The sequence below is a fragment of the Amycolatopsis nalaikhensis genome (genome assembly GCF_030264295.1).
Taxonomy (GTDB): Bacteria; Actinomycetota; Actinomycetes; order Mycobacteriales; family Pseudonocardiaceae; genus Amycolatopsis; species Amycolatopsis nalaikhensis.
In genome coordinates this window covers 9,733,868-9,756,300 of the sequence record NZ_CP127173.1, presented here as the reverse complement: position 1 = coordinate 9,756,300, position 22,433 = coordinate 9,733,868, and the positions used below count along the sequence as shown (strand labels likewise).

At 72.1% G+C, this 22,433-nt stretch carries 30 protein-coding genes and 1 pseudogene; 21 read left to right on the top strand and 10 right to left on the bottom strand.

What is annotated here, in order from left to right; all coding sequences use genetic code 11:
• Positions 1-57 precede the first annotated feature (57 nt).
• The 3 genes and pseudogenes from QP939_RS47470 to QP939_RS52105 all read left to right on the top strand — a co-directional run.
• Complete coding sequence (locus QP939_RS47470) at positions 58-519, top strand: hypothetical protein (RefSeq protein WP_285453487.1); 462 nt, start codon at positions 58-60, stop codon at positions 517-519.
• 145 nt (positions 520-664) lie between these two features.
• On the top strand, positions 665-1,507 hold the full coding sequence (locus tag QP939_RS47465; protein WP_285453486.1) for an oxidoreductase: 843 nt from the start codon (positions 665-667) through the stop codon (positions 1,505-1,507).
• Positions 1,401-1,667: pseudogene (locus QP939_RS52105) on the top strand (TetR family transcriptional regulator); the annotation flags it as partial. The gene QP939_RS47465 and the pseudogene QP939_RS52105, both read left to right, overlap by 107 nt.
• Before the next feature lie 387 nt (positions 1,668-2,054).
• On the opposite strand, the gene QP939_RS47455 reads toward QP939_RS52105, so the two are convergent.
• Both QP939_RS47455 and QP939_RS47450 read right to left on the bottom strand, forming a co-directional pair.
• Complete coding sequence (locus QP939_RS47455) at positions 2,055-2,399, bottom strand: hypothetical protein (protein ID WP_285453485.1); 345 nt, start codon at positions 2,397-2,399, stop codon at positions 2,055-2,057.
• Positions 2,400-2,417: 18 nt separating this feature from the next.
• Entirely contained in the window at positions 2,418-3,296 is an 879-nt protein-coding gene (locus tag QP939_RS47450) for a helix-turn-helix transcriptional regulator (protein ID WP_285453484.1), read from the bottom strand.
• Positions 3,297-3,426: 130 nt separating this feature from the next.
• Here QP939_RS47450 and QP939_RS47445 point away from each other — a divergent pair, with 130 nt between their 5' ends.
• The 6 genes from QP939_RS47445 to QP939_RS47415 all read left to right on the top strand — a co-directional run bounded on the left by QP939_RS47445 (position 3,427) and on the right by QP939_RS47415 (position 9,013).
• Entirely contained in the window at positions 3,427-4,380 is a 954-nt protein-coding gene (locus tag QP939_RS47445; RefSeq protein ID WP_285453482.1) for an aldo/keto reductase, read from the top strand.
• 86 nt (positions 4,381-4,466) lie between these two features.
• The gene (locus QP939_RS47440; protein WP_285453481.1) at positions 4,467-5,225 is read left to right on the top strand and encodes a ZIP family metal transporter; all 759 of its coding nucleotides are present in this window, start codon (positions 4,467-4,469) and stop codon (positions 5,223-5,225) included.
• A gap of 93 nt (positions 5,226-5,318) precedes the next feature.
• Positions 5,319-5,594 carry a nucleotide disphospho-sugar-binding domain-containing protein gene (locus QP939_RS52100; protein ID WP_331658752.1) on the top strand — a complete coding sequence of 92 codons (276 nt, stop codon included), beginning with the start codon at positions 5,319-5,321 and terminating at the stop codon, positions 5,592-5,594.
• A gap of 406 nt (positions 5,595-6,000) precedes the next feature.
• On the top strand, positions 6,001-7,215 hold the full coding sequence (locus QP939_RS47425; RefSeq protein WP_285453477.1) for a cation:proton antiporter: 1,215 nt from the start codon (positions 6,001-6,003) through the stop codon (positions 7,213-7,215).
• 39 nt (positions 7,216-7,254) lie between these two features.
• Positions 7,255-7,701: a CBS domain-containing protein gene (locus QP939_RS47420; protein ID WP_285453476.1), complete on the top strand. Its 447-nt coding sequence runs from the start codon at positions 7,255-7,257 to the stop codon at positions 7,699-7,701.
• A 19-nt stretch (positions 7,702-7,720) separates the two neighbouring features.
• A complete protein-coding gene (locus QP939_RS47415) occupies positions 7,721-9,013 on the top strand; it encodes an ArsB/NhaD family transporter (protein WP_285453475.1) in 1,293 nt (430 codons plus the stop codon).
• Positions 9,014-9,025: 12 nt separating this feature from the next.
• On the opposite strand, the gene QP939_RS47410 is transcribed toward QP939_RS47415, so the two are convergent.
• Positions 9,026-9,403, bottom strand: a complete 378-nt coding sequence (locus tag QP939_RS47410) for a DUF1330 domain-containing protein (RefSeq protein ID WP_285453474.1) — start codon at positions 9,401-9,403, stop codon at positions 9,026-9,028.
• Between the two features lie 179 nt (positions 9,404-9,582).
• Here QP939_RS47410 and QP939_RS47405 point away from each other — a divergent pair, with 179 nt between their 5' ends.
• The 6 genes from QP939_RS47405 to QP939_RS47380 all read left to right on the top strand — a co-directional run bounded on the left by QP939_RS47405 (position 9,583) and on the right by QP939_RS47380 (position 12,026).
• Positions 9,583-10,008 (top strand): SPW repeat domain-containing protein, encoded by a 426-nt coding sequence (locus QP939_RS47405; RefSeq protein WP_285453473.1) that lies wholly within the window; start codon positions 9,583-9,585, stop codon positions 10,006-10,008.
• Positions 10,005-10,868: a universal stress protein gene (locus QP939_RS47400; protein WP_285453472.1), complete on the top strand. Its 864-nt coding sequence runs from the start codon at positions 10,005-10,007 to the stop codon at positions 10,866-10,868. Before QP939_RS47405 ends, QP939_RS47400 begins: the two co-directional genes overlap by 4 nt.
• Positions 10,869-10,870: 2 nt before the next feature.
• Positions 10,871-11,005 (top strand): hypothetical protein, encoded by a 135-nt coding sequence (locus QP939_RS47395; RefSeq protein ID WP_285453471.1) that lies wholly within the window; start codon positions 10,871-10,873, stop codon positions 11,003-11,005.
• On the top strand, positions 10,992-11,348 hold the full coding sequence (locus QP939_RS47390; protein ID WP_285453469.1) for a hypothetical protein: 357 nt from the start codon (positions 10,992-10,994) through the stop codon (positions 11,346-11,348). The genes QP939_RS47395 and QP939_RS47390 overlap by 14 nt, the downstream gene beginning before the upstream one ends.
• The gene (locus QP939_RS47385) at positions 11,345-11,566 is read left to right on the top strand and encodes a hypothetical protein (protein ID WP_285453468.1); all 222 of its coding nucleotides are present in this window, start codon (positions 11,345-11,347) and stop codon (positions 11,564-11,566) included. The genes QP939_RS47390 and QP939_RS47385 overlap by 4 nt, the downstream gene beginning before the upstream one ends.
• Before the next feature lie 100 nt (positions 11,567-11,666).
• Positions 11,667-12,026, top strand: coding sequence for a nuclear transport factor 2 family protein (locus QP939_RS47380; RefSeq protein ID WP_285453467.1), 360 nt, complete (start codon positions 11,667-11,669; stop codon positions 12,024-12,026).
• Positions 12,027-12,070: 44 nt separating this feature from the next.
• Here QP939_RS47380 and QP939_RS47375 read toward each other — a convergent pair whose 3' ends face one another.
• A complete protein-coding gene (locus tag QP939_RS47375; protein ID WP_285453466.1) occupies positions 12,071-12,355 on the bottom strand; it encodes a glycine betaine ABC transporter substrate-binding protein in 285 nt (94 codons plus the stop codon).
• Between the two features lie 637 nt (positions 12,356-12,992).
• Between QP939_RS47375 and QP939_RS47370 the strand changes: the two genes are divergently transcribed.
• Complete coding sequence (locus tag QP939_RS47370) at positions 12,993-13,331, top strand: SPW repeat domain-containing protein (protein ID WP_434219692.1); 339 nt, start codon at positions 12,993-12,995, stop codon at positions 13,329-13,331.
• A gap of 45 nt (positions 13,332-13,376) precedes the next feature.
• Complete coding sequence (locus tag QP939_RS47365) at positions 13,377-15,149, top strand: chloride channel protein (protein WP_285453464.1); 1,773 nt, start codon at positions 13,377-13,379, stop codon at positions 15,147-15,149.
• Between the two features lie 70 nt (positions 15,150-15,219).
• Here QP939_RS47365 and QP939_RS47360 read toward each other — a convergent pair whose 3' ends face one another.
• A complete protein-coding gene (locus tag QP939_RS47360) occupies positions 15,220-15,714 on the bottom strand; it encodes a MarR family winged helix-turn-helix transcriptional regulator (protein WP_285453462.1) in 495 nt (164 codons plus the stop codon).
• A 170-nt stretch (positions 15,715-15,884) separates the two neighbouring features.
• On the opposite strand from QP939_RS47360, the gene QP939_RS47355 reads away from it, so the two are divergent.
• Positions 15,885-16,202, top strand: coding sequence for a hypothetical protein (locus QP939_RS47355; protein ID WP_285453461.1), 318 nt, complete (start codon positions 15,885-15,887; stop codon positions 16,200-16,202).
• A gap of 10 nt (positions 16,203-16,212) precedes the next feature.
• On the opposite strand, the gene QP939_RS47350 is transcribed toward QP939_RS47355, so the two are convergent.
• The 5 genes from QP939_RS47350 to QP939_RS47330 form a co-directional block, all read right to left on the bottom strand.
• Positions 16,213-16,839 (bottom strand): DUF4142 domain-containing protein, encoded by a 627-nt coding sequence (locus QP939_RS47350; RefSeq protein ID WP_285453460.1) that lies wholly within the window; start codon positions 16,837-16,839, stop codon positions 16,213-16,215.
• A gap of 62 nt (positions 16,840-16,901) precedes the next feature.
• Positions 16,902-17,609, bottom strand: a complete 708-nt coding sequence (locus QP939_RS47345) for a winged helix-turn-helix transcriptional regulator (RefSeq protein WP_285453459.1) — start codon at positions 17,607-17,609, stop codon at positions 16,902-16,904.
• A complete protein-coding gene (locus QP939_RS47340) occupies positions 17,606-17,821 on the bottom strand; it encodes a hypothetical protein (RefSeq protein WP_285453458.1) in 216 nt (71 codons plus the stop codon). The genes QP939_RS47345 and QP939_RS47340 overlap by 4 nt, the downstream gene beginning before the upstream one ends.
• A 4-nt stretch (positions 17,822-17,825) precedes the next feature.
• Complete coding sequence (locus QP939_RS47335) at positions 17,826-19,391, bottom strand: sensor histidine kinase (protein WP_285453456.1); 1,566 nt, start codon at positions 19,389-19,391, stop codon at positions 17,826-17,828.
• Positions 19,388-20,068, bottom strand: coding sequence for a response regulator transcription factor (locus QP939_RS47330; RefSeq protein ID WP_285453454.1), 681 nt, complete (start codon positions 20,066-20,068; stop codon positions 19,388-19,390). Before QP939_RS47330 ends, QP939_RS47335 begins: the two co-directional genes overlap by 4 nt.
• A 109-nt stretch (positions 20,069-20,177) precedes the next feature.
• On the opposite strand from QP939_RS47330, the gene QP939_RS47325 reads away from it, so the two are divergent.
• From QP939_RS47325 to QP939_RS47315, 3 genes are read left to right on the top strand one after another with little or no spacing between them, the layout of a single operon-like run.
• The gene (locus QP939_RS47325; protein ID WP_285453453.1) at positions 20,178-20,759 is read left to right on the top strand and encodes a TetR/AcrR family transcriptional regulator; all 582 of its coding nucleotides are present in this window, start codon (positions 20,178-20,180) and stop codon (positions 20,757-20,759) included.
• A complete protein-coding gene (locus QP939_RS47320; protein ID WP_285453452.1) occupies positions 20,756-21,949 on the top strand; it encodes an FAD-dependent monooxygenase in 1,194 nt (397 codons plus the stop codon). The genes QP939_RS47325 and QP939_RS47320 overlap by 4 nt, the downstream gene beginning before the upstream one ends.
• Entirely contained in the window at positions 21,946-22,404 is a 459-nt protein-coding gene (locus tag QP939_RS47315) for a nitroreductase family deazaflavin-dependent oxidoreductase (RefSeq protein WP_285453451.1), read from the top strand. The genes QP939_RS47320 and QP939_RS47315 overlap by 4 nt, the downstream gene beginning before the upstream one ends.
• The last annotated feature ends 29 nt before the right edge of the window (positions 22,405-22,433 follow it).

Here is a 22,433-nt window from a genome sequence, read left to right as displayed (position 1 = left end):
GCTCAAGCCTCCCGGGCCGCCGGGCAACCGCGGTGGCGGTTCAGGCGTGCTGGAGGCATGAAGTCGTCGAAGTCCTGGCTGCCCGGGGCGGCCTCGTTGTGGCTTCCCCTGCTGGTGCTCGTCGGCGGGCTCGCCGCGGTGTGGGCAGGCGTTGCCCTCGCCGCGGACGTGCACCGGTCGGCGGGGCTCTTCCCGGGGCGGGTCGTCGCGACCGGGTTCCGGGAGCACCTGACCGCGGACGTCGAGTACACCGGCCCCGACGGGGTGACGAGGACGGAGACCTTCGAGCACCAGCAGGGGTACGTGATCGTCCCGGGGCGCCGGGTGCAGATCCGGGTGTGGCCGGACGAAGGGCGCGCGGAATTCGACGAAGGTGACAAGCACACGACGCCTATCGTGCTCGGCGGCCTGCTGACGCTGCTCGGCGCGGGCGCCACCGTCCTGGTGTTCCTGTGGCACCACGGTGTGGGGCGGGAGCGGCTCGAGCTGGGGTGGGCGTGGCTGTCCCGCTGGCGGTGACGCCACGCGGCGGCGAGAGCTCACCTGCTGAAATGTCACATAGTTGAGTCACTAGATGTCTCAGTCGTCACTTCGGCTCGCATTGCGGGAGGCGCGGTGGTCTAATTGTCACATAGGTGACGCACTTAGCGACTGAGGAGTCTCAATGAGCAGGACCTGGCTGATCACCGGAGCGTCCCGCGGCTTCGGCCGCAGTCTCACGGAAGAGGTGCTGGCGGCGGGCGACTCCGTCGTGGCCACCGCGCGGCGGCCCGAGCAGCTGGCCGACCTCGTCGCGGCCCACGGCGAGCGGATCCACCCGGTCGCCCTCGACGTCACCGACGCCGGTGCGGCCGCCGACGCGGTGGCGGAGGCCGTCAAGGTCTTCGGCCGGCTCGATGTGGTCGTCAACAACGCCGGGTACGCGAACAGCGCGCCGATCGAGGAGATGGCCGAGGACGACTTCCGCGCGCAGATCGAGACGAACCTCTTCGGCGTCGTGAACGTTTCGCGGGCCGCCTTGCCGGTCTTCCGGACGCAGCGGTCGGGCACCTTCGTGCAGTTCTCCTCGATCGGCGGGCGCGTCGGCGGCACGCCGGGCATGGGCGCTTACCAGACGGCGAAGTTCGCGGTCGAGGGCTTCTCGGAAGTGCTCGCGAGCGAGGTCGCGCCGTTCGGCGTGCGGGTGATCATCGTCGAGCCGGGCGCGTTCCGGACCGACTGGCAGGGCTCGTCGATGACGCGGCACGCCGTCGGCGCGGACTACGAGGACACCGTCGGCGCGATCCACCGCTACCGCGACGAGCACGACGGCAACCAGCCGGGTGACCCCGTCCGCGGCGCGAAGGCCGTCATCAAGGCGGTCTGCGCGGACACCCCGCCGCGGCGGCTCATCCTCGGCGGTGACGCCGTCGAGGCCGCGCGGAAGGCCGCGGAGCAGCGCGCAGCCGAGACCGAGGAGTGGGCCGAGCTCAGCCGCTCGGCCGACTTCCCCCGAGACGATTCGTAAGACCGTGCGGGCCGACGCCGCGCGCAACCTGGAGCTCCTGCTGACGACGGGCGCGCGCCTGCTCGTCGAGGACCCCGCCGCGAGCATCGCGGCGATCGCGGCGGAGGCCGGGGTGAATCGCCGGACGGTCTACCGGCGGTTCACCGGCCGCGACGAGCTGCTGCTGGCGGTCTGCCGGGCCCGGCTGGACGCGATCGAGGCAGTGATCGCGGCGGCGCGGCTGCGGGAGGCGCCCGTGCCGGTGGCCCTGCACCGGTACGTCGAGGGCATCGTCGGGGTGAACCGCAAGTGGCCCACCGAAATCGCGAAGGTGTGCGCGGACCCCGAGATCGGCGCCCGGCGCCTGCGGGCCATCGACGAGGTGGACGCGTTCCTGCGGCGAGCGACCGGCGAAGGGTTCTTCCGGCCGGGCGTGCCGACCCGCTGGGCGAGCGGTGTACTGGCGCGGCTGGTGCGCCTTTCCGCGCGCCGCCTGCCCGGGTTGAGCGACGCCCAGGCCGCCGACGTCATCGTCGAGACGTTCCTGCGGGCCTTCCGCCGGGACGAGCTAGCGGGTGGTCCAGTAGACGACGTCGGGAACCAGGACCAGCAGCGGCACCGCGAGCCAGTAGGGGACGGCTTTGAGCCGCGGCGCGCGGAAAGCGAACAGGGCGTTCAAACCGGCCACGACCAGCCCGGCGAAGAGCAGTGAGGCCAGGCCGACCCCGATCGCGATGCCCGCGCCGTCGTCGACCAGGGTGGGCTCGGCGGTGCCCCACCCGAGCTCGGCCGCGAAGACCTCGGCGCCCAGCATGGCGAACGCGACGGGGTAGGCGCAGGGGATGGCCAGCAGCAGGTTGAGCGGAACGCCGATCAGCCATACGTGGTGCGGGCGGAGCTGACGACGGGGCATTCGCCCATCTTGCCGGAACTATGGCCGAGCTGGCTGGGTTCGCGTAGCCGCCCAGCTGGCGAGCAGCTTGAGCCGGTCTTCGGCAGGCGTACCGGGTTCGGCGGTGTAGGTGACCAGGTTGTTCACGGCTCGGCCGGACAACGGCAGGTCGAGGGACTGGAACGTCAACTCCAGCAGGCCGACCTCGGGGTGCTGGAGCCGTTTGACACCGTCGTGGCGGATCAGGACGTCGTGTGCCGCCCACCGGCCGCGGAACTCGGGGCTGAGCGTGCTCAGCTCGCCGATCAGTTCGCGCAGGGCCCGGTCGCGGGGTTCGCGCCCGGCCTCGGCGCGCAGCAGGGCGGCGGTCGCGTTGCCCGCTGCGTCCCAGTCGACGAAGAAGTCCGGTGCGCCGGGGTCGAGGAAGATGTAGCGGGCGATGTTGGGGCGGCCGCGGTGGTCGACCGTCGCGCTGGTGAACATCGGTGCGTACAGGGCTCGGGCCAGCGGGTTGGCCGCGACGACGTCCGTGCGGCCGTCCCGGACGAACGCCGACGACATCGTCATCGAGTCCAGTAGCCACCGGACCCGGGGCGGGACCTCGACGTCCCGGCGACGCGAGGGCGTGCGACGCGCCGTCCGGGCCAGGTCGAACAGGTACGTGCGTTCGTCGTCGTCCAGGCGCAGGGCTCTGGCCACCGCGTCGAGGACGTCTTCGGACACGCCGCCGATGTGCCCCTTCTCCAGCCGCGTGTACCACTCCGTGCTCACCCCGGCGAGGACGGCGACCTCCTCGCGCCGCAGTCCGGCCACCCGGCGGCGGGCACTGGTCGGCAGGCCGACCTGCGCCGGGGTGATCTTCGCGCGCCTGCTGGCGAGGAAGTGCCGGATCTCCTCGCGGTTTCCGGGCTGGTCCATGTCATTCACGGTAACCGCTGGTCACGGCGTGAGGGGGGTTGAAGTGACACCCCCGTTAATCGCGACCTTCTCCGGTGGCGGCGAACGGGGTCTCCTGGGGATCGACCGTTCCGCATGGAGGTAGGAAGACATGACGAGCACGACCGCACCGGCGGTGGCCCTGGGTACCTGGGCCTGGGGAGACAGCGGCGAGGTGGGCGACGGCTACTTCGGCAGCGAGCTGACCGCGTCCGGCCTGCGCGAAGTCGCCGAACAGGCGCTCTCGACCGGCTTCACCCTGTGGGACACCGCTGCGGTGTACGGCATGGGCCGCTCGGAGACGGTCCTCGCGCAGGCGCTGAAGGGCTACGACCGCGGGGATTACCAGCTGTCGACGAAGTTCACCCCGCAGATCGCGGGCGACGGCGACGACCCGGTCGCGGACATGCTGGAGCAGAGCCTCGACCGGCTGGGCACGGACTACGTGGACCTGTATTGGATCCACAATCCCGCCGACGTGGCCCGGTGGACGCCGTATTTGATTCCGCTGCTGCGGAGCGGCCGGGTCAAGCACGTCGGCGTCTCGAACCACAACCTGAAGGAAATCGCTCTCGCCGACGAGATCCTCGGCGACGCCGGTTTTCGCGTGGAGGCGGTCCAGAACCACTACAGCGTCCTGCACCGCAGCTCCGAGCGCGCGGGCATCCTCGAGCACTGCCGCGAGCACGACGTGCGGTTCTTTTCCTACATGGTCCTCGAGCAGGGCGCGCTGACCGGCAGGTACAGCCCGGCGCACCCGCTGCCGGAGGGCAGCAGCCGGGCGGCCGTGTACAACGGCATGCTGCCCCGGCTGCGGGCGCTGACGGACCGGATGGCCGCGATCGGCGACGACCGGGGCGCGTCCGCCGCCGACGTCGCCACCGCCTGGGCCATCGCCAAGGGGACCACCCCGATCGTCGGGGTCACGAAGGTCGGTCACCTCGACGGGGTGGTCCGGGCGCGCGGCATCGAGCTCACCGGCGAGGAGATCGCGGAGCTGGAGGCACTGGCGGACGCCGCGGACGTCGACACGCGCGGCAGCTGGGAGCACGACATGGAGCGGTAGGGCTCGGGCGCCGGTTCCGAGGTGTCCGCCCGGGCTTCGGTGGGTAGTCCCCGGGTGATCACGGCGTCGGCGGAGGGGTGGCTCACGTGCCGGAATGGCTCGAGGCGGGACTGTGGGGCCTCGTCGGCGGCGCGGCGCTCGTGCTGGGCGCCGCGGTCGCCTGGTGGGCCCGGGTCTCGCGGCGCGTCGTCGCCGGGATCATGGCCTTCGGGGCCGGCGTGCTGATCTCCGCGCTCGCCTTCGACCTCGTCGACGAGGCCCAGCGCTCCGGCGGGCTCGGCCCGACGGCGGGTGGCTTCCTCGGTGGCGCGGCCGTCTACGTCGCGATCAACGTCCTGCTCGCCCGCCGGGGTGCCCGGCACCGCAAGCGTTCCGGCGCGCAGCAACCGTCCGAACAGGACAGTGCGGGCAGCGGTGCCGCCATCGCCGTCGGCGCGCTGCTCGACGGCGTGCCGGAGTCGGTGGTGCTGGGCGTTTCCCTGCTCGGCGGCGGGGGAGTGGGGCTCACCGTGCTGGCCGCGGTGTTCATCTCGAACGTCCCGGAAGGCCTCTCCAGCGCGGCGGGGATGAAGAACGCCGGCCGCGGCGCGGGGTACGTCTTCGGCGTGTGGAGCGGCATCGCGCTCGCCAGCGGGGTCGCGGCCTTGGCGGGCAACGTCCTGCTGCGGACGGCCTCGCCTGCCACCGTCGCGGCGATCACGGCGGTGGCCGCGGGGGCGATCCTGGCCATGATCGCCGACACGATGATCCCGGAAGCGTTCGAACGCACCGAGTTGTACACGGGCCTGCTCGCGACGCTGGGGTTCCTGACCGCGTTCGTCATCGAGCGCGCCGGCGGCGGCTAAGCCGGGGTCCCGAGCAGCGCGGCGGCCATCTGCCCGGCCAGCCACGCGCGGAAGTCCGGGGCGGTCCAGCCGCAGCGGCCGACCAGCCTGGTCGTGCACCACGGCGGCGCCGGGACGACCGCCGCGGCGGTCGCCGCCGGACGGCCGCAGGTCATCTGCCCGTTCGTCGCCGACCAGCCCTTCTGGGGACGTCGCATGGCCCACCTCGGCGTCGCACAGCCGCCGATCGCCCAACCCCGGTTGACCGCGGCGAAGCTCGCCGAAGCCATCGACCGGGCGGCCGGGATCGCCTCGGTGGCGGCCGAGCTGGGCGGCCGGGTCCGCGCCGAACGGGGCGAGCACGAAGCCGTGCGGCAGCTGGTGAAGTGATCCGGCTGTCGGTGCGGGTGGGCACACGGGGATTGCCGTTGCACGGGATTGTTCTCGGACGACGTACGCCTCCGGTGTCACCATCACGCGCTTCGTCGACGGGCGGGCCGTGCACGAGGCCTGGGTGCCGCTCGGGGCGGAGCCGAGCTACGCCGGCGACGAAGTCCTCCTCGCCTCACCTGCGCGACGCGTGGTCCTGGCGAAACCAGCCGGCACCTTGAGGAATGACCACCCAGGCTGGGCGGCGGCAACGGAGGCCGCTGTCCCGCCACCAGGCCGAGCGGCCATCCGGTTTGCCCCGGAGCCGCCTTTGCGGCATCTTTACGCGAGGAGTGCCGGGAAGTCTGGTCGGCCTGCCCGCGCCCGGCCCGGGCGGTGGGCGGTTGGACCGACCCGTGGGAGTCCGATGGCGCTCATCTTGGCGTTCGGCGTCGTGCTGTTGATCAGCGTGTCCCTGTCCGGCGTCGCCGCCCGCACGATCCTCTCGACCGCGCTGCTGTTCCTGCTCGCCGGTGCCCTGATCGGGCAGGGCGGGTTCGGGCTGGTCGAGATCCACCCCCGCGACCCGCTGGTGACCGCGCTGGCGGACATCGCCTTGTTCACCGTGCTGTTCACCGACGGCCAGCGCGCGAGCCTGCCCGCCTTGCGCGAGGGCTGGCGGCTTTCGGGCCGGGCGCTCGGGCTCGGGATGCCGCTGACCATGATCGGCGTCGCCGTGCCCGCGCACTTCCTGGTCGGGCTGGACTGGCCGACCGCGCTGCTGGTCGGGGCGATCCTGTCGCCGACCGACCCGGTGTTCGCCGCGGCGATCGTCGGCCGCGACGACGTCCCGCTGCGGCTGCGGCGGCTGCTCAACGTCGAGTCCGGCCTCAACGACGGCCTCGCGCTGCCGTTCGTGCTGATCTTCCTCGCCACCGCCGCGCACACCGAGTCCGACCTGGGCACCGTCGCGATCGAACTCGTCCTCGGCCTGGTCCTCGGCATCGCCGTGCCCGCACTGGTGTGCCTGGCGTGGCGGCTGAAGGTCCTCACCGCGGAACCGCGGCTGCAGGCGCTCGGGCCGCTCGCGATCGCCGTGATGCTCTACGCGGGCTGCCACCTCACCCACGCGAACCCCTACCTGGCCGCGTTCGCCGCCGGGTCGACGCTCGCCACGATGGACAAGCTCGCCGCCGAGCACTTCGAACCACTCGGCGACCTGCTTTCGGAGATCACGAAGTTCGCCGCGCTGCTGGTGTTCGGCGCCCTGATCACCCCGGACCGGTTGTCGCACCTGAGCGTCGGCGCGTGGATCGTCGCGGTGCTGGCGATCGTGCTGGTCCGCCCGGCCGCGGTGCTGCTGTCGCTGTTGCGCACCCCGATGTCCGGGCGCGAACGCTCGACCGCGGCGTGGTTCGGGCCGAAGGGGTTCGCCTCGGTGGTGTACGGGCTGTTGGCCCTGCAGTCCGGCATCCCGGACAGCGAGCTGGTGTTCGACCTCGTCGCCGTGACGATCGCGCTCTCGATCGTGCTGCACTCCTCGACCGACGTCCCCATCGCCAAGGCGCTGCGGGTCGAGCCACCGGACAACCTGCCCACCGGCCACGCCACTCGTCAAGAAACCGATAGGAGCAGCCCATGAACCCCGGCGCCCCCGCTCGGGACGTCGTACGCTGGGACGATGCACGCCGCCCAGATGGCCGAGGAATACCCGGTCGTGGAACTGGACTCCGACGCGCTGGCGGCCGCCCGGCTGCTGGCCGAGCGACGGTTGCCGGGCTTGGTGGTGACGGACAAGACCGGCTGCCCGCAGTCGGTGCTGCCCGCGTCGCAGGTGGTGCGGTTCCTGGTGCCCAGCTACGTGCGCGACGACCCGTCGCTGGCGGGGGTGCTCGACGAGTCGATGGCCGACCGGGTCGCGGACAAGCTCGGCGGCAAGACCGTCCGGTCCTTGCTGCCGGAGGAAACCTCCGAACTGCCACGGGTGCACGCCGACGACACGATCGTCGAGGTCGCCACGATGATGGCCCGGCTGCGCTGCCCGCTGGTCGCGGTCATGGAAGGCAAGACGCTGATCGGCGTGATCTCCGCGTCCCGGCTGCTGGAGCTGGCGCTGACACCGCACTGACCACCGCGGCGGTGACGGCGTGAGCACCGCCATCGCCGTTACGGTGTTCGTGGTCGCCTACGTCTTCATCGCGACCGAGAAGATCCCGAAGACGATCGCCGCGCTGGCCGGGGCCGGCGTGGTGCTGGCCCTCGGCATCAGCGGCGCGGACGACGCGTTCTTCTCCGAGGACACCGGGATCGACTGGAACGTCGTCTTCCTGCTGCTCGGCATGATGATCATCGTCGGCATCCTGCGCCGGACCGGCGTCTTCGAATACGTCGCGATCTGGGCGGCCAAGCGCGCCAAGGGCTCGCCGCTGCGGGTGATGATCCTGCTGTCGTTGATCACCGCGGTGGCATCGGCGTTCCTGGACAACGTCACCACCGTGCTGCTGATCGCGCCGGTGACGCTGCTGGTCTGCGATCGCCTCGACATCAAGCCGGCGCCGTTCCTCATCGCCGAGGTGCTCGCCTCCAACATCGGCGGCGCGGCGACGCTGATCGGCGACCCGCCGAACATCATCATCGGCAGCCGCGCGGGCCTGACCTTCAACGACTTCCTGGTCAACCTCACCCCGATCGTCGCGCTCGAGCTCGTCGTGTTCGCCCTCGTGCTGCCCCGGCTGTTCCGCGGCTCGTTCACCGTCGACCCGGCGCGGGTGGCCGACGTGATGGCGCTCAACGAGCGCGAAGCGATCCAGAAACCCAAGCTGCTGCTCAAGTGCGGCGTCGTGCTGCTCGCGGTGTTCGCCGGGTTCGTGTTGCACTCGGTGATCCACATCGAGCCGTCGATCGTGGCGTTGCTCGGCGCCGGCGTCCTCGTGCTGATCTCCGGGACCGAGCCGAAGCAGTACCTCGCGGGCGTGGAGTGGGAAACGCTGCTGTTCTTCGCCGGGCTGTTCATCATGATCGGCGCCCTGGTGAAAACGGGCGTGATCGGCACGCTGGCCCGGCTCGCCGCCGACGCCACGGGCGGCAACGCGCTGCTCGCCGTCATGCTGATCCTCGGCGTTTCGGCGCTGCTGTCCGGCGTCATCGACAACATCCCTTACGTGGCCACGATGAGCCCGCTGGTGCTGGCGCTGACCAACGACATCCCGGACCCGGCGCACTCCGAGGCGTTGTGGTGGTCACTGGCGATCGGCGCCGACTTCGGCGGCAACATGACCGCCGTCGGAGCCAGCGCGAACGTCGTCATGCTCGGCATCGCCGCCCGGTCCGGATCACCCATCACCTTCTGGGAGTTCACCAGGAAGGGTGCCGTCATCACGGTGATCACCGTGCTCGTCGCCGCGCCTTACCTGTGGCTGCGGTACTTCGTCTTCGCGTGAGCGGGTACCGGATCAGGAGCCGGTGCCGGGCCAGGGGACGGTCGCCTGGAGGACGGCTTCGGTGAGCGCTTCGGTGCGCAAGTGGGTGACCTGCTGGTACTCGGGGTCGGCCACCATCCGGCTGAACGCCGCGCGGCTCGGGTAGCGCACGAGCAGGACGGCGTCCCAGTCCTGCCCTTGCTCGGCGACGAGGGAGGTCGAGCCCTCGCCCGCGTACAGGACTTCGGCGCCGTAGCGGGGGAGGAAGGTCTTCTCGAGAGCGGCGGCGTACTGGGCGTAGCTGTCCCGGCCGCCTTCGCGGAACCGCAGGAGGTTCAGCATCACGACCGGCCCGCCGGGGTCTTCGGCCAGATAGCGCTTGAGGTCCTCGCCCCGGGGATCCACTGCCATGTCGCGTCTCCACTTCAGGTCTTCCGCGTGGGATGAATGAGCGCTTGCTCACCTTACCGGACCGCGTCGGAGCGCACCCGGTACGCGGCCGAGGCGGATCGCAAGCTGATCGTCAGGTGCGGCCGCACTCGTCCGCGAGAAGGTGGAGCCGCACGCGCGACGAAAGGAGCCGAGGACGGATGCGGACCCGGACCCTGCCCCGGACGAGCCACGGCGTGGCCGCACCCAGCCTGGCGCTGGCCGTGGTGAACGCCCTGACCTTCCTGACCGGCCTGTGGCTGGCGCTTTCCCCGTCGCAGCTCGACCAGGAGCTCAGCGGTGGCGGGTTCAACGGTTTCTGGAACGACGTGCTCGTCGGCGCGGTCGTCCTGCTGTGCGGGGCCGCCCAGCTCGTGGCGCCGTCGTCCGCGCACCGGTGGCGCCCGGTGCTCCCGATCGCCGGGACGTGGCTGATCGTGGCGCCGATCGTCCTCGGCTACAACCACGGAACGCCGGCGCCGGCCACCACCACCGGTGACGTCGCGGCCGGAGCCGTGATCCTCGCGCTGTGGGTGATCGGCGTGACCGTCTTGGGCCGGGCCCTGCGCGCCCGTGACGAGCGGTGACCGCGACCGGGTCGCGGGTGGTCGTCGCCGGGTACGACGGCACCCGGGAGTCGCTTCGAGCCGTGTTCTGGGCCGCGGCGGAGGCCGATCGACGGCGGAGCGCGCTGCTCGTCGCGCGTGCGCTGGACTGGAGCTGGCCGGGCGGCAGCTACCCCGAGGTGGCACTCGCGCCCTTGAGCGGGGGAGCCGAACGGCTGCGCCAGGACGCCGAGTCGCAGACGCGGGAGGCCGTGCGCGAGATCGGGCATTCGCACCCCGACCTCGACGTGCGGACGGTCCTGCTCGAAGACGTGCCCGCCCCGGCGCTGGCGCGCGTCGCCGCCCGGACCGAAGCGGTGATGGTCGTGGTCGGCCCGCCGGGCACGGGGCCGTTCGGCCGGGCGGTTTTCGGCTCCACGACCGCCGGGCTCGCGAAGACGTCCGGACGTCCGCTCGTCGTCGTCCGTGGTGAAGACCCGGCGGAGGGGACCGTGCGCGCTCCGGTGGTCGTCGGCCTCGACCCGGCGGCCGACAATTCGGCGGCGTTGGCCTTCGCGCTGGACTTCGCCCGGGAACACGCCGTCGGGGTGCACCTCGTCCACGCGATGACCGGGCGGTTCCGCAAGCACGACGGCCCGTCGGAGGCGATGGTGACGGAGCTGGCGAACTGGTTGTCCGCCTACCCCGACGTCCCCTTCGAGCACGAGATCAGCCACGACCTCCCCGAACGAGCCCTGCTGGGCCGAGCGAGGCACGCCGCGCTGCTCGTGGTCGGTGACCGCGGCCGGAACCCGGTGCGGCGTGCGCTGTGCCGTTCGGTCAGCCGGACGGTCCTGCACCACGCGCCGTGCCCGGTGAGCGTCGTCGGCGGCGGGACGTAGCCGTGTTCGACTACCTGGAGGCCGGTATCCGCGCCCTGCTCATGGAGCTTTTCGCCCGGCTCGTCGGCGAAGTCGACCGTGAGCAGCTGCGCTCCTCGAAGCGGCTGAGCGAGAGGCGGCGCCGTGGAGCGAGCTGACGACGTCACCGAGGTGTCGCGCCTGCGGGACGTCGCCGAGTCGATGCGGCGCACGGCGGCCGTGCACCGGGCCCGGGCGACCAGGCTGGCCCTGGCGGGCGAACCGGGCGGCGAGTTCCAGGCGCGCGTCGAACGGGGGCTGGCGAAGGTCGCGGCCGAGCACGCGATGGCCTTCCGGGAACTGGCGGACGCCGCCGAAGCGCGGCGATCGGCCACGGCCCGGCCCAGCACTTCGCCGGAGTGGACCGCGGCGATGCACCGGTCGGTCGCGGCGCTCCGGCGCGCCGAAGCCCACCACCGCCGGGCCGCCGCCGTTCCCGTGCGCGACGATCCGCGCCCGTGACCATCGTCTTCGCCGCGGCGCTGGCGACCCTCGCGCTCGTCCTGATCCCGGCGCGCCACCGGTACTGGCGCTTGGCCGCGGTCCTCGGCTGGACGACCGTCTGGCTCGACGGGCACGCCGGCCTCGATCCGCTCGACCTGACCGGCCTCGGCGTCGCCGTCGGCAGCCTGGTCGTCGTCCTGGTGCGGCAGCGGCGAGCCACGCCGGAGGAGAGCTGAGCCGGCGGAATCGCAAGGTAATCGTCAGGTGCACCGCACCCGGGATGCGGAACGCTGGCAGGGGCACCGGCGACCGCCGGACCGTGGTGAAGGACGGCCGGTGGAGCACGAGGACCTGATCGATCTCGAACAGCGGGGCTGGCAGGCCCTGATGGCCACTCCGGCGGCCGCGCGGAAGTTCTACGAGGACGTCTTCGACGAGCGGATCGTCGTGCTGCTGGCCGACCTGCCGCCGATCCGGACCCGGGCCGAGGCTCTCGACGCGTTGTGCGGCCCGGCCTGGGAGGAGTTCCGGTTGTACGGGCTGCGCTGCGTCCGGCTCGGCGAGGGCACCGGAGTCGTCCGCTACAGCATCGCGGCGACGCGCTCGGCGCTGCCGTATTCGGCGCAGGTGAGCAGCGTCTACGCGCGGCGTCCCGGCGGCTGGAAGCTCACCTTCCACCAGCGGACCCGCCGGTGAGACGTGCGGCCGCCACCGGCGCGAAGCGGCGGCCGCACGAGTGCTCAGAGGCCGGTGAAGGCCTGGTCGACGAACGTATTGTTCTGGTCGATCCACTTCTGCGCGGCGGCCTTCTCCTGGCCCCTGGGCGCCTGCTGGATCAGGTCCTCCAGCGAGCCGAGCTGCTCGTCGGTGAGCTTGAGGCCCTTGGCGACCTTGGCCAGCGCGGGGAAGTCGGTGCCGAAGCTCTTGCGGCCGATGGCGTGCAGCTGCTCGCCCTTGCCCATCGCGCCCATCGCGCCCATCGCGCCCATCGCGCCCATCGCGCCCTGCGGGTCCTTCAGTCCCACGATCCTGGCCGCCCGGGCGGCCGACGGCCTGGTCGTGAACCCCGGCTGGGACGGTGAGCTGCCCGCCGGCTCGGTGCTCTACTACGTCGGTCCCCGGCGGCTCACCGGCGCGGAGGTCGTCGCCGCCTTGCGCCGGCCGGGCGACCAGGGCTGTCCGACAATGCCTTGGTCCAGGTGATCACGGCACGCAGGACGACCGCTGACCGATAGACGATGGCGAGTTCGTCGTAGCTGATGCGCCCGGGCGGTTGTGGAGTCGACCGCCACCGACCAAGTCCCGTCCCGGTCGAGGATCGCAAGGAAAACGTCAGGTTCCCCCGGGGGATTCCACGAGACAGTGGAGTCCGGCGCCGGCGGGTCCGGAGTGGCCGTCGTGAGCGAGGAACGCGTCATGGGTTTGGGGGCGCGAACCCCGGGGTGCCGAAAGGCTCCGGCCTGGGCGGAAGCGGCGTCGTGCCGCGGCGGCGAGGTACAGAGTCGTGCCTCGCCGCCGCGCCAGCACGTCGCCGGATGGGTAAACTGTTGTCTTAGGCAACAGTGAGTGGTGGTGAGATCATGGTCACCGGTGGTGTCGAACGGCATTTCTGGATCGGTCCGGGAACCGAAGGCGCGCTGACGCCCAGCCTGCCGAGCTTCCCTGGCCTTCGTCGCGGCGTTGTGGCTCGGCTTCGCGCCGTACGTGCTGCACTTCAGCCAGGTGCGCGGTGGGCTCGCCGACGGCATCGACGTGCTGGTGGTCGGCGCACTGGCTCTGGTCCGGACCGTGGTGCCCCGGGATTTCCCGGTGTTCAGCGTCGTCAACGCCGTGCTGGGGCTGTGGCTCGTCGTCGCGCCGTTCGTGCTGGGCTACCAGCTCGCTCGTGTCGTCGTCACCGATCTCGTGGTGGGCGTGCTGCTCTTGGGGCTGAGCGGGCTCAGCGCGGTGCTGACCTACCGGCAGCGGGCGAAAGCGCGGGCGGGGGAGCGCGCCGGGTGATCGAACCAAGTGTTGCATAATGCAACAGTGTCTCCAGGTAACAGCATGTCCGCGCGGCGGCTCCCGGTCCCGACGCGCCAGCCGGTCGGGAGGTGGCTGCGGGAGAGCCGGACCGGCCTGGTCGGGCTGGCCGTGCTCGTCGGGGCGGGCGCCGGGCTCGGCGCCATCGTGTTCCGGTGGCTGATCACGACCTTCACCCACCTCTTCTCCGGCCAGGCCGACTACGCCGACGCGGGCCGGGCGGCGCACCCGTGGCTCCCCGAGCTGGGGCCGTGGTTCCTGCTGCTCGCCCCGGTGGTGGCCGGGTTGATCTACGGGCCGCTCGTGTACAAGTTCGCGCCGGAAGCCCGTGGCCACGGCGTGCCCGAGGTGATGTACGCGGTCGCCGAGCGCGGGGGCCGGATCCCGGCGCAGGTGAGCGGGGTCAAGGCGCTGGCCTCGGCGTTGACCATCGGTTCCGGCGGGTCGGTCGGGCGGGAGGGCCCGATCGTGCAGATCGGCTCCGCGCTGGGCTCGACCCTGGGCCGGGTCACGCGGCTGCCCGAGTCCCGGCTGCGGGTGCTCGTCGCCTGCGGGGCGGCGGGCGGGATCGCGGCGACGTTCAACGCGCCGCTCGCCGGGCCGTTCTTCGCGATGGAGCTGATCCTGCGGGACTTCGCCGCCGAATCCTTCGGCGCCGTCGTGCTGGCCAGCGTCACCGCCAGCGTCGTCGGGCGGGCCGCCTTCGGGAACACCCCGTTCCTCGACCTGCCGCCGTTCACCTTGCGCAACCCCGTGGAGTACCTGCTGTTCGTCGTGCTCGGCGTGGTCGTGGGCGCGTGCGGGGTGCTGTTCACCCGGGTGCTGTACCGGATCGAGGACTTCTGCGACTGGCTGTGGCGTGGTCCCGAATGGCTGCGCCCGGCCGTCGGCGGGGTGTTCCTCGGCGGGCTGCTGCTGGTGCTGCCGCAGATGTACGGCGTCGGCTATCCCGTGCTGCAGAACGCCGTCGAAGGCAAGTACGTCATCGGGTTCCTGCTGGTGCTGCTGGCCGGCAAGATCGTCGCGACGAGCCTGACCATCGGCATCGGCGGCTCGGGCGGGGTGTTCGCGCCGTCGCTGTTCATCGGCGCGATGGGCGGCACGGCGTTCGGCGTGGTCGTCCACGCGTGGCTGCCGTCGCTGACCGCGTCACCCGGGGTCTACGGGCTGATCGGCATGGGCGCGGCCTTCGCCGGGGCCGCGCGGGCGCCGATCACCGCGGTGATCGTGCTGTTCGAGCTGACCGGCCAGTACACGATCATCCTGCCGATGCTCACCGCGATCGTGATCGCCACCGCGACCAGCCGCGCGCTGTCGCGGGACACGATCTACACGCTGAAGCTGCGCCGCCGCGGCGTCGACCTCGACCGGCACCCCCAGGAGAAACGCCTGGCCGGGACGAGGGTCGAAGCCGTCGCCGAGCCGCTGCCGGAACCGCTCCCCGCCGAAACACAGCTGGAGCGGGCCGCACACGCGCTGGCGGTTTCGGGGCACGGCATCCTGCCGGTCGTCGACGAAGAGGGTCGTTACCAGGGCTGCGTCACGGCGCAGGCGGTGGCCGAGGCGCTGGGGGACGACTTCGACGGCACGGTCGGGAAGCTCGCCGAGCTGCCACCGCTGGTCACCTGCGAGACATCACTCGCCGACGCGTTGACGGCGTTGACGAACGCGCCCGGAACGGGCCTGCCGGTCCTCGACGGCGACCACCGCCTGGCGGGCTGGCTCACGCACCAGTCGGTGCTCTCCGCGGTGGCTTCGGCGGGTCGCGCGGAACGGCGTGATGCCCGGTCCGGGTGACCAGGGTGACGCGGCCGGAGTGATCGTGCACCGGCCCACCGAGCTGTGCCCCGGCTGCAGTCCTCCGCGATCAGGTCCAGACGGCTTCGGGGGCGACGGCCGAGGCGGGCGGTTCGCCACCGGCCTCGGCGAACGCCGTGAGGCTGTCGACCAGGCCGCGCCGGGCTTCGTCGGGCATCCCGGCCACGATCTTCGCGATCTCCTTGCGTCGCCGCGCGGTCACCTGGCGGACCACCTTCGTGCCTTCGCGGGTCAGGGCCAGCACGATCTCGCGGCGGGAGACGGTGCTGTGCTGCCGGTCGACCATGCCGACCGTGACCAGGCGATCGACCATCCGGCTCGCCGTGGACGGTGTGACCTGCAGGTACTCCGCGAGGTCGGCGTGTTTGAGCGGGCCTCGGGTCTGCAGGACCACCAGGAGCCGGAACTGCGGCAGGGTGATCGCGTCGCCGGCGGCCGCGATCGAGCGGGCCGAAACCGCGACCAGCAGGCGGGAGGCGGTCAGCACGGCGTCGGTGACAGCGTCGACGTCCGTCGCGTCGAGGGCAGGGGAGCTGCGAGGCATGCCACCAGTGTGCCCGAAGGGGGCGTGGACCTGCTGATCAGCCGCGCCGAAACGGCGCAGTGTGCCTGATTGATCCGTTATGTCCGAGTGATCGAGCACGCTGGCCGTGATCGCCAAAGTATTGCATACTGCAACAATGAGTGCAGGAAACATATCTGGGTGGAACGCGCATGAGTCCGCGTGACCGGCCGTCGCGTCCGATGTTCGGGAAGGTCGACCCGTACTGCTTGCTCGCGGTGCTGCCGATGCTGTTCGTCGCCGGGGTCGTCGGAGCGCTGGCGAGCGTTCCCCTCGGTTTCGCCGTCGTGGTCTTCGCGGGGTTGATCGTCGTGTTCGACTCGTGGGCCAACCGGCCCGCTTCGGCGCCGCCCGTCCGGCGGCCGCGACCGCGGCCGCAGGGGGCGACCGCTCCGGCGCGCGGGCCGCGCCCGCCCGCGGCGAGGCCGGACGCGTACCGGGCGCGGCAGCCGGCGCCGTACCGCCGCTGACCCGGCTGCCTCACGGGCCCGGCACCGGCAGTTGCGCGTAGTCGACGTCGCCGGTCTGCTCCAGCAGGTTGATGTGGGTCTTGATGTAGTCGCCCGCGAGGTCGGCGAACGGCCGGACGAGCGTGTTGCGCGTGTCGGCGCGCACCGTGGAGACGAGGATCAGCGCTTCCGCGTGTGCCTTGCGCAGCGTGTTGACGTAGTCGCGGTCGAACTCCTCGCCGGATTCGCCGCGCATGCGGTCGATGCCGATCTGCATATCCGGGGCGGGCTGGGTCGGGACCGCCAGGCCCATCCGGGTGCTGATGTCGGTGTCGCGGGTTTCGAGGTCCTTGTGCTGGGTGATGATCGTCCGGGCGGCTTCCCGGACCGCCGGGTTGGCCGAGCGTTGCAGCGCCCACGTCGACGTGGTGATTTCGCGGAGACTGGTCTGCTGCACGATGGGGAGCAGCTTCCTCCCGGCCGGGCTGATCGGCCCGAACGGCGTCTCGGTGAGGCTGGCCTCCGTCGGCGCGGCCGATCGGGCGCTCGGAGCCGGAGCCTGAGGCGTCGTCACGAGCTGGGCGTTCGGCGGGGCGCACGCGGCGACAGCGAGAGCGAGCGCGCCACTCAGCGCGGTCCACGGCTTCCGGTTCTTCATTGTCCGCCTCCAGGGGAGTTCGATGTCCTCCCTCGGGGACACGGATCCCGGACGCGTCGGGTTCAGTCAAACTGTTTCCTTGTCACTCTGTTCGCTGCGGAAACCGTCCCGGCGGGCTCCGTGAAGCGGTTGCGGCCCAGCCAGCTGATCGCGTTCCGGACCGCTTCGCGGGTTCCGTCGAACCGGATCGCCCGCTCGGCCAGTGCCTCCCGCCAGCTCCGGTGGCCGAGCCACACCCCGGCCAGCGCGGAGACGGTGCAGTCGATCCGGGCCACCGTCGGCAACCGCGGGTCGGCTTCGGTCGCCGAGGCGCCGTCGGGGGAGAGGACCAGCCACCACCAGCGTGGCGGCGGGGTCTCGGTGAACCTCAGGTGCAGGGAGACCTTCTCCCGGGGCAGCCGGAGGGGGTCGATGCCCCGGCAGATGTCGAGCAGCAGCAGGTTCGGCTTCAGGTCACCGCTGCGCGGCGGGGGCATCCAGCGGTGGCCCCAGCGGCCCAGCTGCTCGATCACCGGCGCGAGGTCGCGGCCGGCCGGGGTGAGCGCGAACCGTGCCTGGCCGGGGGTGTCCAGCCGCGTCACCACGCCGGCCTCGGTGAGCTGTTTGAGCCGCCGCGCCAGGAGTGCGGACGACATGCCCGGCACGCCCCGGGCTATCTCGCCGACGAGGCTGTTTCCGTGCAGGAGCTCGCGGACCACCAGCAGGGTCCAGGACTGGCCGAGGACCTCGGCCGCGGCGGCCACCGGGCAGTGCTGACGGTAGGAAGTCATGCGTGGTCGAGCGTGCGCAGGACGCGGAACCGGGCCAGCCGGTGCAGCATCTCGCCCATCGCTTCGGGCACGATCTGGCCTTCGAGGTCGGTGCGGGCCGACCGGACGATCTCGGCGATGTCGGCCGCGGGCAGCCGCGAAGCGAACTCGACGGTCAGCCAGGAGCTGACTTCGCCGGTGATGTCGTCGGCCTGGGGGGTTTCGACGGTCATGCCCTCATTGTGTTGGCGTCGGCGTGGGCTGCACCTGACGACTGGCTGACGATTCGGACGTCGGCGGGCACGGTGGCGGCGGCACGGGCCTGCTGGTGACCGTCGGGGTCGCGGCCGGGACCGGCGTGGTGATCGGCTCCGGCTCGTCCTCGGTGCTCACCCCGCAACCGGCGAGGCACAGCGCCGCCACCAGGGCCGGAACGATCCTCATGACGCGGCCTCCGGGAAGCTCGACGACGAAGCGGGCGCCACCGCCGGGGCGGTCTTCGACCCACACGCGGCCGCCGTGGCGGTGGACGTGGTCGGCGACGATGGCGAGGCCGAGGCCGCTGCCGGTGTCCTGGTCGCGGCGGGCGGCGTGCAGGCCGCGGGCGAACCGCTCGAAGATGCGTTCGCGCAAGGCGGGCGGGACGCCGCTGCCGGCGTCGTCGACGACGATCCGGGCCCGGTCTCCGTGGCGGTGGACGGTGACCGCGACGGCACCGCCGCCGTAGTGGTCGGCGTTGTCGAGCAGGTTGGCGACCACGCGGTCGATGCGGCGGCGGTCGGCGGACACCAGCGGCGTGGCGGGATCGGTCTCGATGCGCACGTCGGCGCCGGCTCGGCTTTCGACGACGTTGCGGACGAGCTCGCCGAGGTCGACCAGCTCGACGGCGCTGTCGGCCTCGTCCTGGTCGGCCCGCGAGATCTCCAGCAGGTCGACGACCATCCGCTGGAACCGCCGCAGTTCCGAGCGCAGCAGCCGCAGCGCCCGCTGCGCCGTCGCGGGCATGGCGTCCTGCCGCCGCTCGAGCACTTCGCTCACGTTCACCATGGTCGTCAAGGGGGAGCGCAGCTCGTGGCTGACGTCGGAGGCGAACCGCGCGTCCCGCCGCACGCGCTGTTCCAGCTGCCCGGCGGTCGTGTTGAAGCTCGTGGCGAGCGGCGCGAGATCCGGGTCGGACTGGTCGGGGAGGCGGGCCGTGAGGTCTCCTCGTGCGACGCGGGAGGCGGCCGCGGTCAGTGCGGTCAGGGGACGCAGCGCCCGGCGCGCGGCCCAGGCCCCGAGGCCCACGCCGAAGAGTGCGGCCACGACGGTGCCGGCGATGAGCAGGGTGCTCAGGTAGCGGAAGGTGCGGTCCAGCTCCAGCAGCGGGTACAGCTCGACGTAGACGCTGTCGGTGCCCACCGGGGTCGCCACGCCGAGGACGGGGATGCCGTCGGCGGTGAACCGCTGGCGCGCCGCGACCCCGCCGCGGGCCTGGGCCAGCAGTCCGTCCGGAACCACCCCGGGGTCGACCTGCCTGCCGCTGGTCAGCCAGCCCGCCGGGCGGGACAGCAGGATCGACGAGTCCGGGCCGGTGGCCAGTCCGGTCAGCAACTCGTCGAGGTCGTCGGCGTGTTCGGCCAGCGCGGTGGTGACGAGGCGGACGTTGACCTCGGACTGGCGGGTGACGCTCTGCTCGCGCTGGTCGAGCATGTAGCCGGTGGTGAGGTTCCAGGTCGCCACCGCGAGGACGGTCATCACCAGCGCCAGCCCGAGGCCGAAGGCGGCGGCGACGCGCCAGCGCAGCGAAAGCCGCCGGATCACGGTTCCGGGGCGATGCGGTAGCCGCTGCCGCGCACGGTCAGGACCAGGCTCGGCGTGTCGGGGTCGGGTTCGACCTTGCGGCGCAGCCGTCTGATGTGGACGTCGAGCAGCCGCGTGTCGCCGAAGTAGTCGTGGCCCCACACGCGGTGCAGCAGCTGCTCCCGGGTGACCACCTTGCCGTCGGCCGCGGCGAGCTCGGCCAGCAGCCGGAACTCGGTCCGCGTGAGGTGCACGGGGACGCCGTCGCGGTGGACGGCTTCCTCGTCCGGCCGGATTTCGAGGCCGCCGACGGTGAGCCGGACCGGCCGGTCCGGGGCCGCGCGGCGGAGCAGGGCGCGGATGCGGGCGGCGAGCTCGCCCGCCACCAGCGGCTTGGTGACGTAGTCGTCGGCGCCCGCCTCGAGACCCGCGATGACGTCCTGGGTGTCGGTGCGCGCGGTGATCACGATGATCGGCAGGTCGCCGCGTTCGCGCACGGCGCGGCACACGGTGAGCCCGTCGATGCCGGGCAGCATCAGGTCGAGCAGCACGACGTCGACGCCGGTGGATTCCAGCAGCTCCAAGCCGTCTTCGCCGGTGGCCGCCGTCGTCACGGCGAAGTCCTCGTCTGCCAAGGCGAGGCTGAGGGCTTCGCTGATCATCGCGTCGTCTTCGACGAGGAGCACACGCGTCGGCATCTTCCGGATCCTAGCAGCAGGCAAATTGTTGCACATAGCAATAGTTGTGCTAGCCTGACCGCACGAGTTCAGGACGAACGTTCAGGGCGATCGCCCTGATGGAGGTGTGATGCGGTCTCCGTCCGCTGCCCGGGGTGAAGGTGTCCGGCGACGGCTGCTCGCCGCCGCGGTCGAGCTGATCCCGGAACGCGGGTGGACGGCGGTGAGCACCCGGGTGCTGGCCGAGCGGGCCGGGGTCACGCCGAGCGTGGTGCACTACCACTTCGCGTCGGTGCAGGCCGTGCTGCGGGAAGCGGTGCTGGGGGCGATGCGGGCGGTGTCGGCCGAGGTCGGCCCCGTGCTCGCGGCGGCGGGAACCGCGGAGGAAGTCGTCGACGCGCTGGTGGCGGCGGTGGAGCAGTACACCGGCACGGATCCCCTGTCGCTGCTGTTCGTCGAGGGCTATCTGGCCGCGACCCGGGACGAGGCGCTGCGGGCCGGCATCGCGGCTGTCCTCGAGGGCCTGTGGCGCGAGATCGGCGAGCGTCTGCGGCGATTCGACGTCGCGGATCCCGACGGCACGGCGGCCGTGCTCGGCGCCGCGATCGACGGGGTGCTCATGCACCGCGCGGTGGCTCCCGGCGCCACATCGGCCGGAGTGGCCGGCGTCCTGCGGCGGCTCGTGTCGAGGCGAAAGGAAGCGGAACGGTGAAAGTCGTGGTGTGCGGGGCCGGGATCACCGGCCTGGCGCTGGCGAACAAGCTGGCGCGAGACGGCGTCGAGGTCGTCGTGGTGGAGCGGGCGAAGGCACCGCGCGCACAGGGGTACATGATCGACTTCTTCGGGGCGGGGTTCGACGCGGCCGAAGAGCTGGGCGTGCTGCCCCGGATCCGGGAGCTGGCCTACCGGGTGGACGAGGCGAGCCTGCTCGACGGGCGGGGCCGCCGTCGCGCGGCGATCCGGTACACCACCTTCGCCCGCACGATGCGGGACCGGCTGTGCAGCATCATGCGTCCCGACCTCGAGCGGGCGCTGCGCGAGCACCTGCCGTCCACTGTGGACTTGCGATTCGGCGCCGGGGTGACGGCGGTCGACGACCTCGGCGACCGGGTCCGGGTGACCGCCGGGGATCAGGTGGTCGAGGCGGACGTGCTCGTGGGCGCCGATGGCATCCACTCCGCCGTCCGGCGGCTGGTGTTCGGCGGAGACGAGAATTACGTGCGCTACCTCGGGTTCCACACGGCGGCCTTCGTGTTCGCCGACCCCGAGATCCAGGCGGCGGTCGGTGACCGGTTCTGCCTCACCGACAGCATCGGCCGCCAGCTGGGCCTGTACGGGCTGCGCGACGGCCGGGTGGCGGTCTTCGCCGTCCACCGCACCGCGGACCCGCGGCTGCCCGAAGACCCCCGGGCGGCGTTGCGGGCGGAGTACGGCTCGCTGGGCTGGCTCGTGCCGCGCGTGTTGCGGCTGTGCCCGCCGGGCGAGTCCGTGTACTACGACGAGGTCGTCCAGGTCGACATGCCCGCCTGGAGCCGCGGCCGGGTCGTGCTCGCCGGTGACGCGTGTTGCGCGGTTTCGCTGATCGCCGGGCAAGGCGCGTCCCTCGGCATCGCCGGCGCCTTCGTGCTCGGCGAGCAGTTGGTCCGGGCGGCGTCGTCGGGGGAGGCGTTCACCGCTTACGAGCGGCTGATGCGGCCGGTGGTCGAAGAGAAACAGCGAGTGGCCCGCCGGAGCGCCCGCTGGTTCCTGCCCGCGAACCCGCCGCAGTTGTGGATCCGGCGGGCGGCTCTGCGGCTGGCCCGCTTGCCGGTCCTGGACCGCTACGTCGCCGCGGTGCTGGCGGGCAAGTCGACCGCGGTGGTCACGAACCTCCGCCGCGCCGGAGCCGGGGCGGCGCGGTGAACCGGGTCGCGAGGTTCGTCTTCCGCGCGCCGGTCCGGTTGTACGACAAGGGTTTCGGGTGGCTGCTCGGCCGTCGCTTCCTGTGCCTGACCCACCTCGGGCGGCGGTCCGGGCGGGAGTACCGCACGGTGCTCGAAGTCGTCGGCGTGCACGGCGAGGAATACGTCGTCGTGGCCGGGCTCGGCGCGGGCGCGGACTGGTTCCGCAACATCCAGGCCCGGCCGCCGGTCGAGGTGGTCGTCGGCAGGCGCCGGTTCCCGGCCGAACACCGCGTTCTCGGCGAAGACGAGGCGGTCGCGGTCATCGCCGGGTACGAACACCGCAACCGCCTGGCCGGGCCGGTGGTGCGGTTCGCGCTGGGCAAGCTGCTGGGGTGGCGCTACGACGGCAGCGATCTCGCCCGCCGCCGGATGGCGCGGCAGCTGCCCCTGGTCGGGCTGCGGCCGCGATCGTAAGGCAGTCGTCAGATGAAACCCCTTCGTTC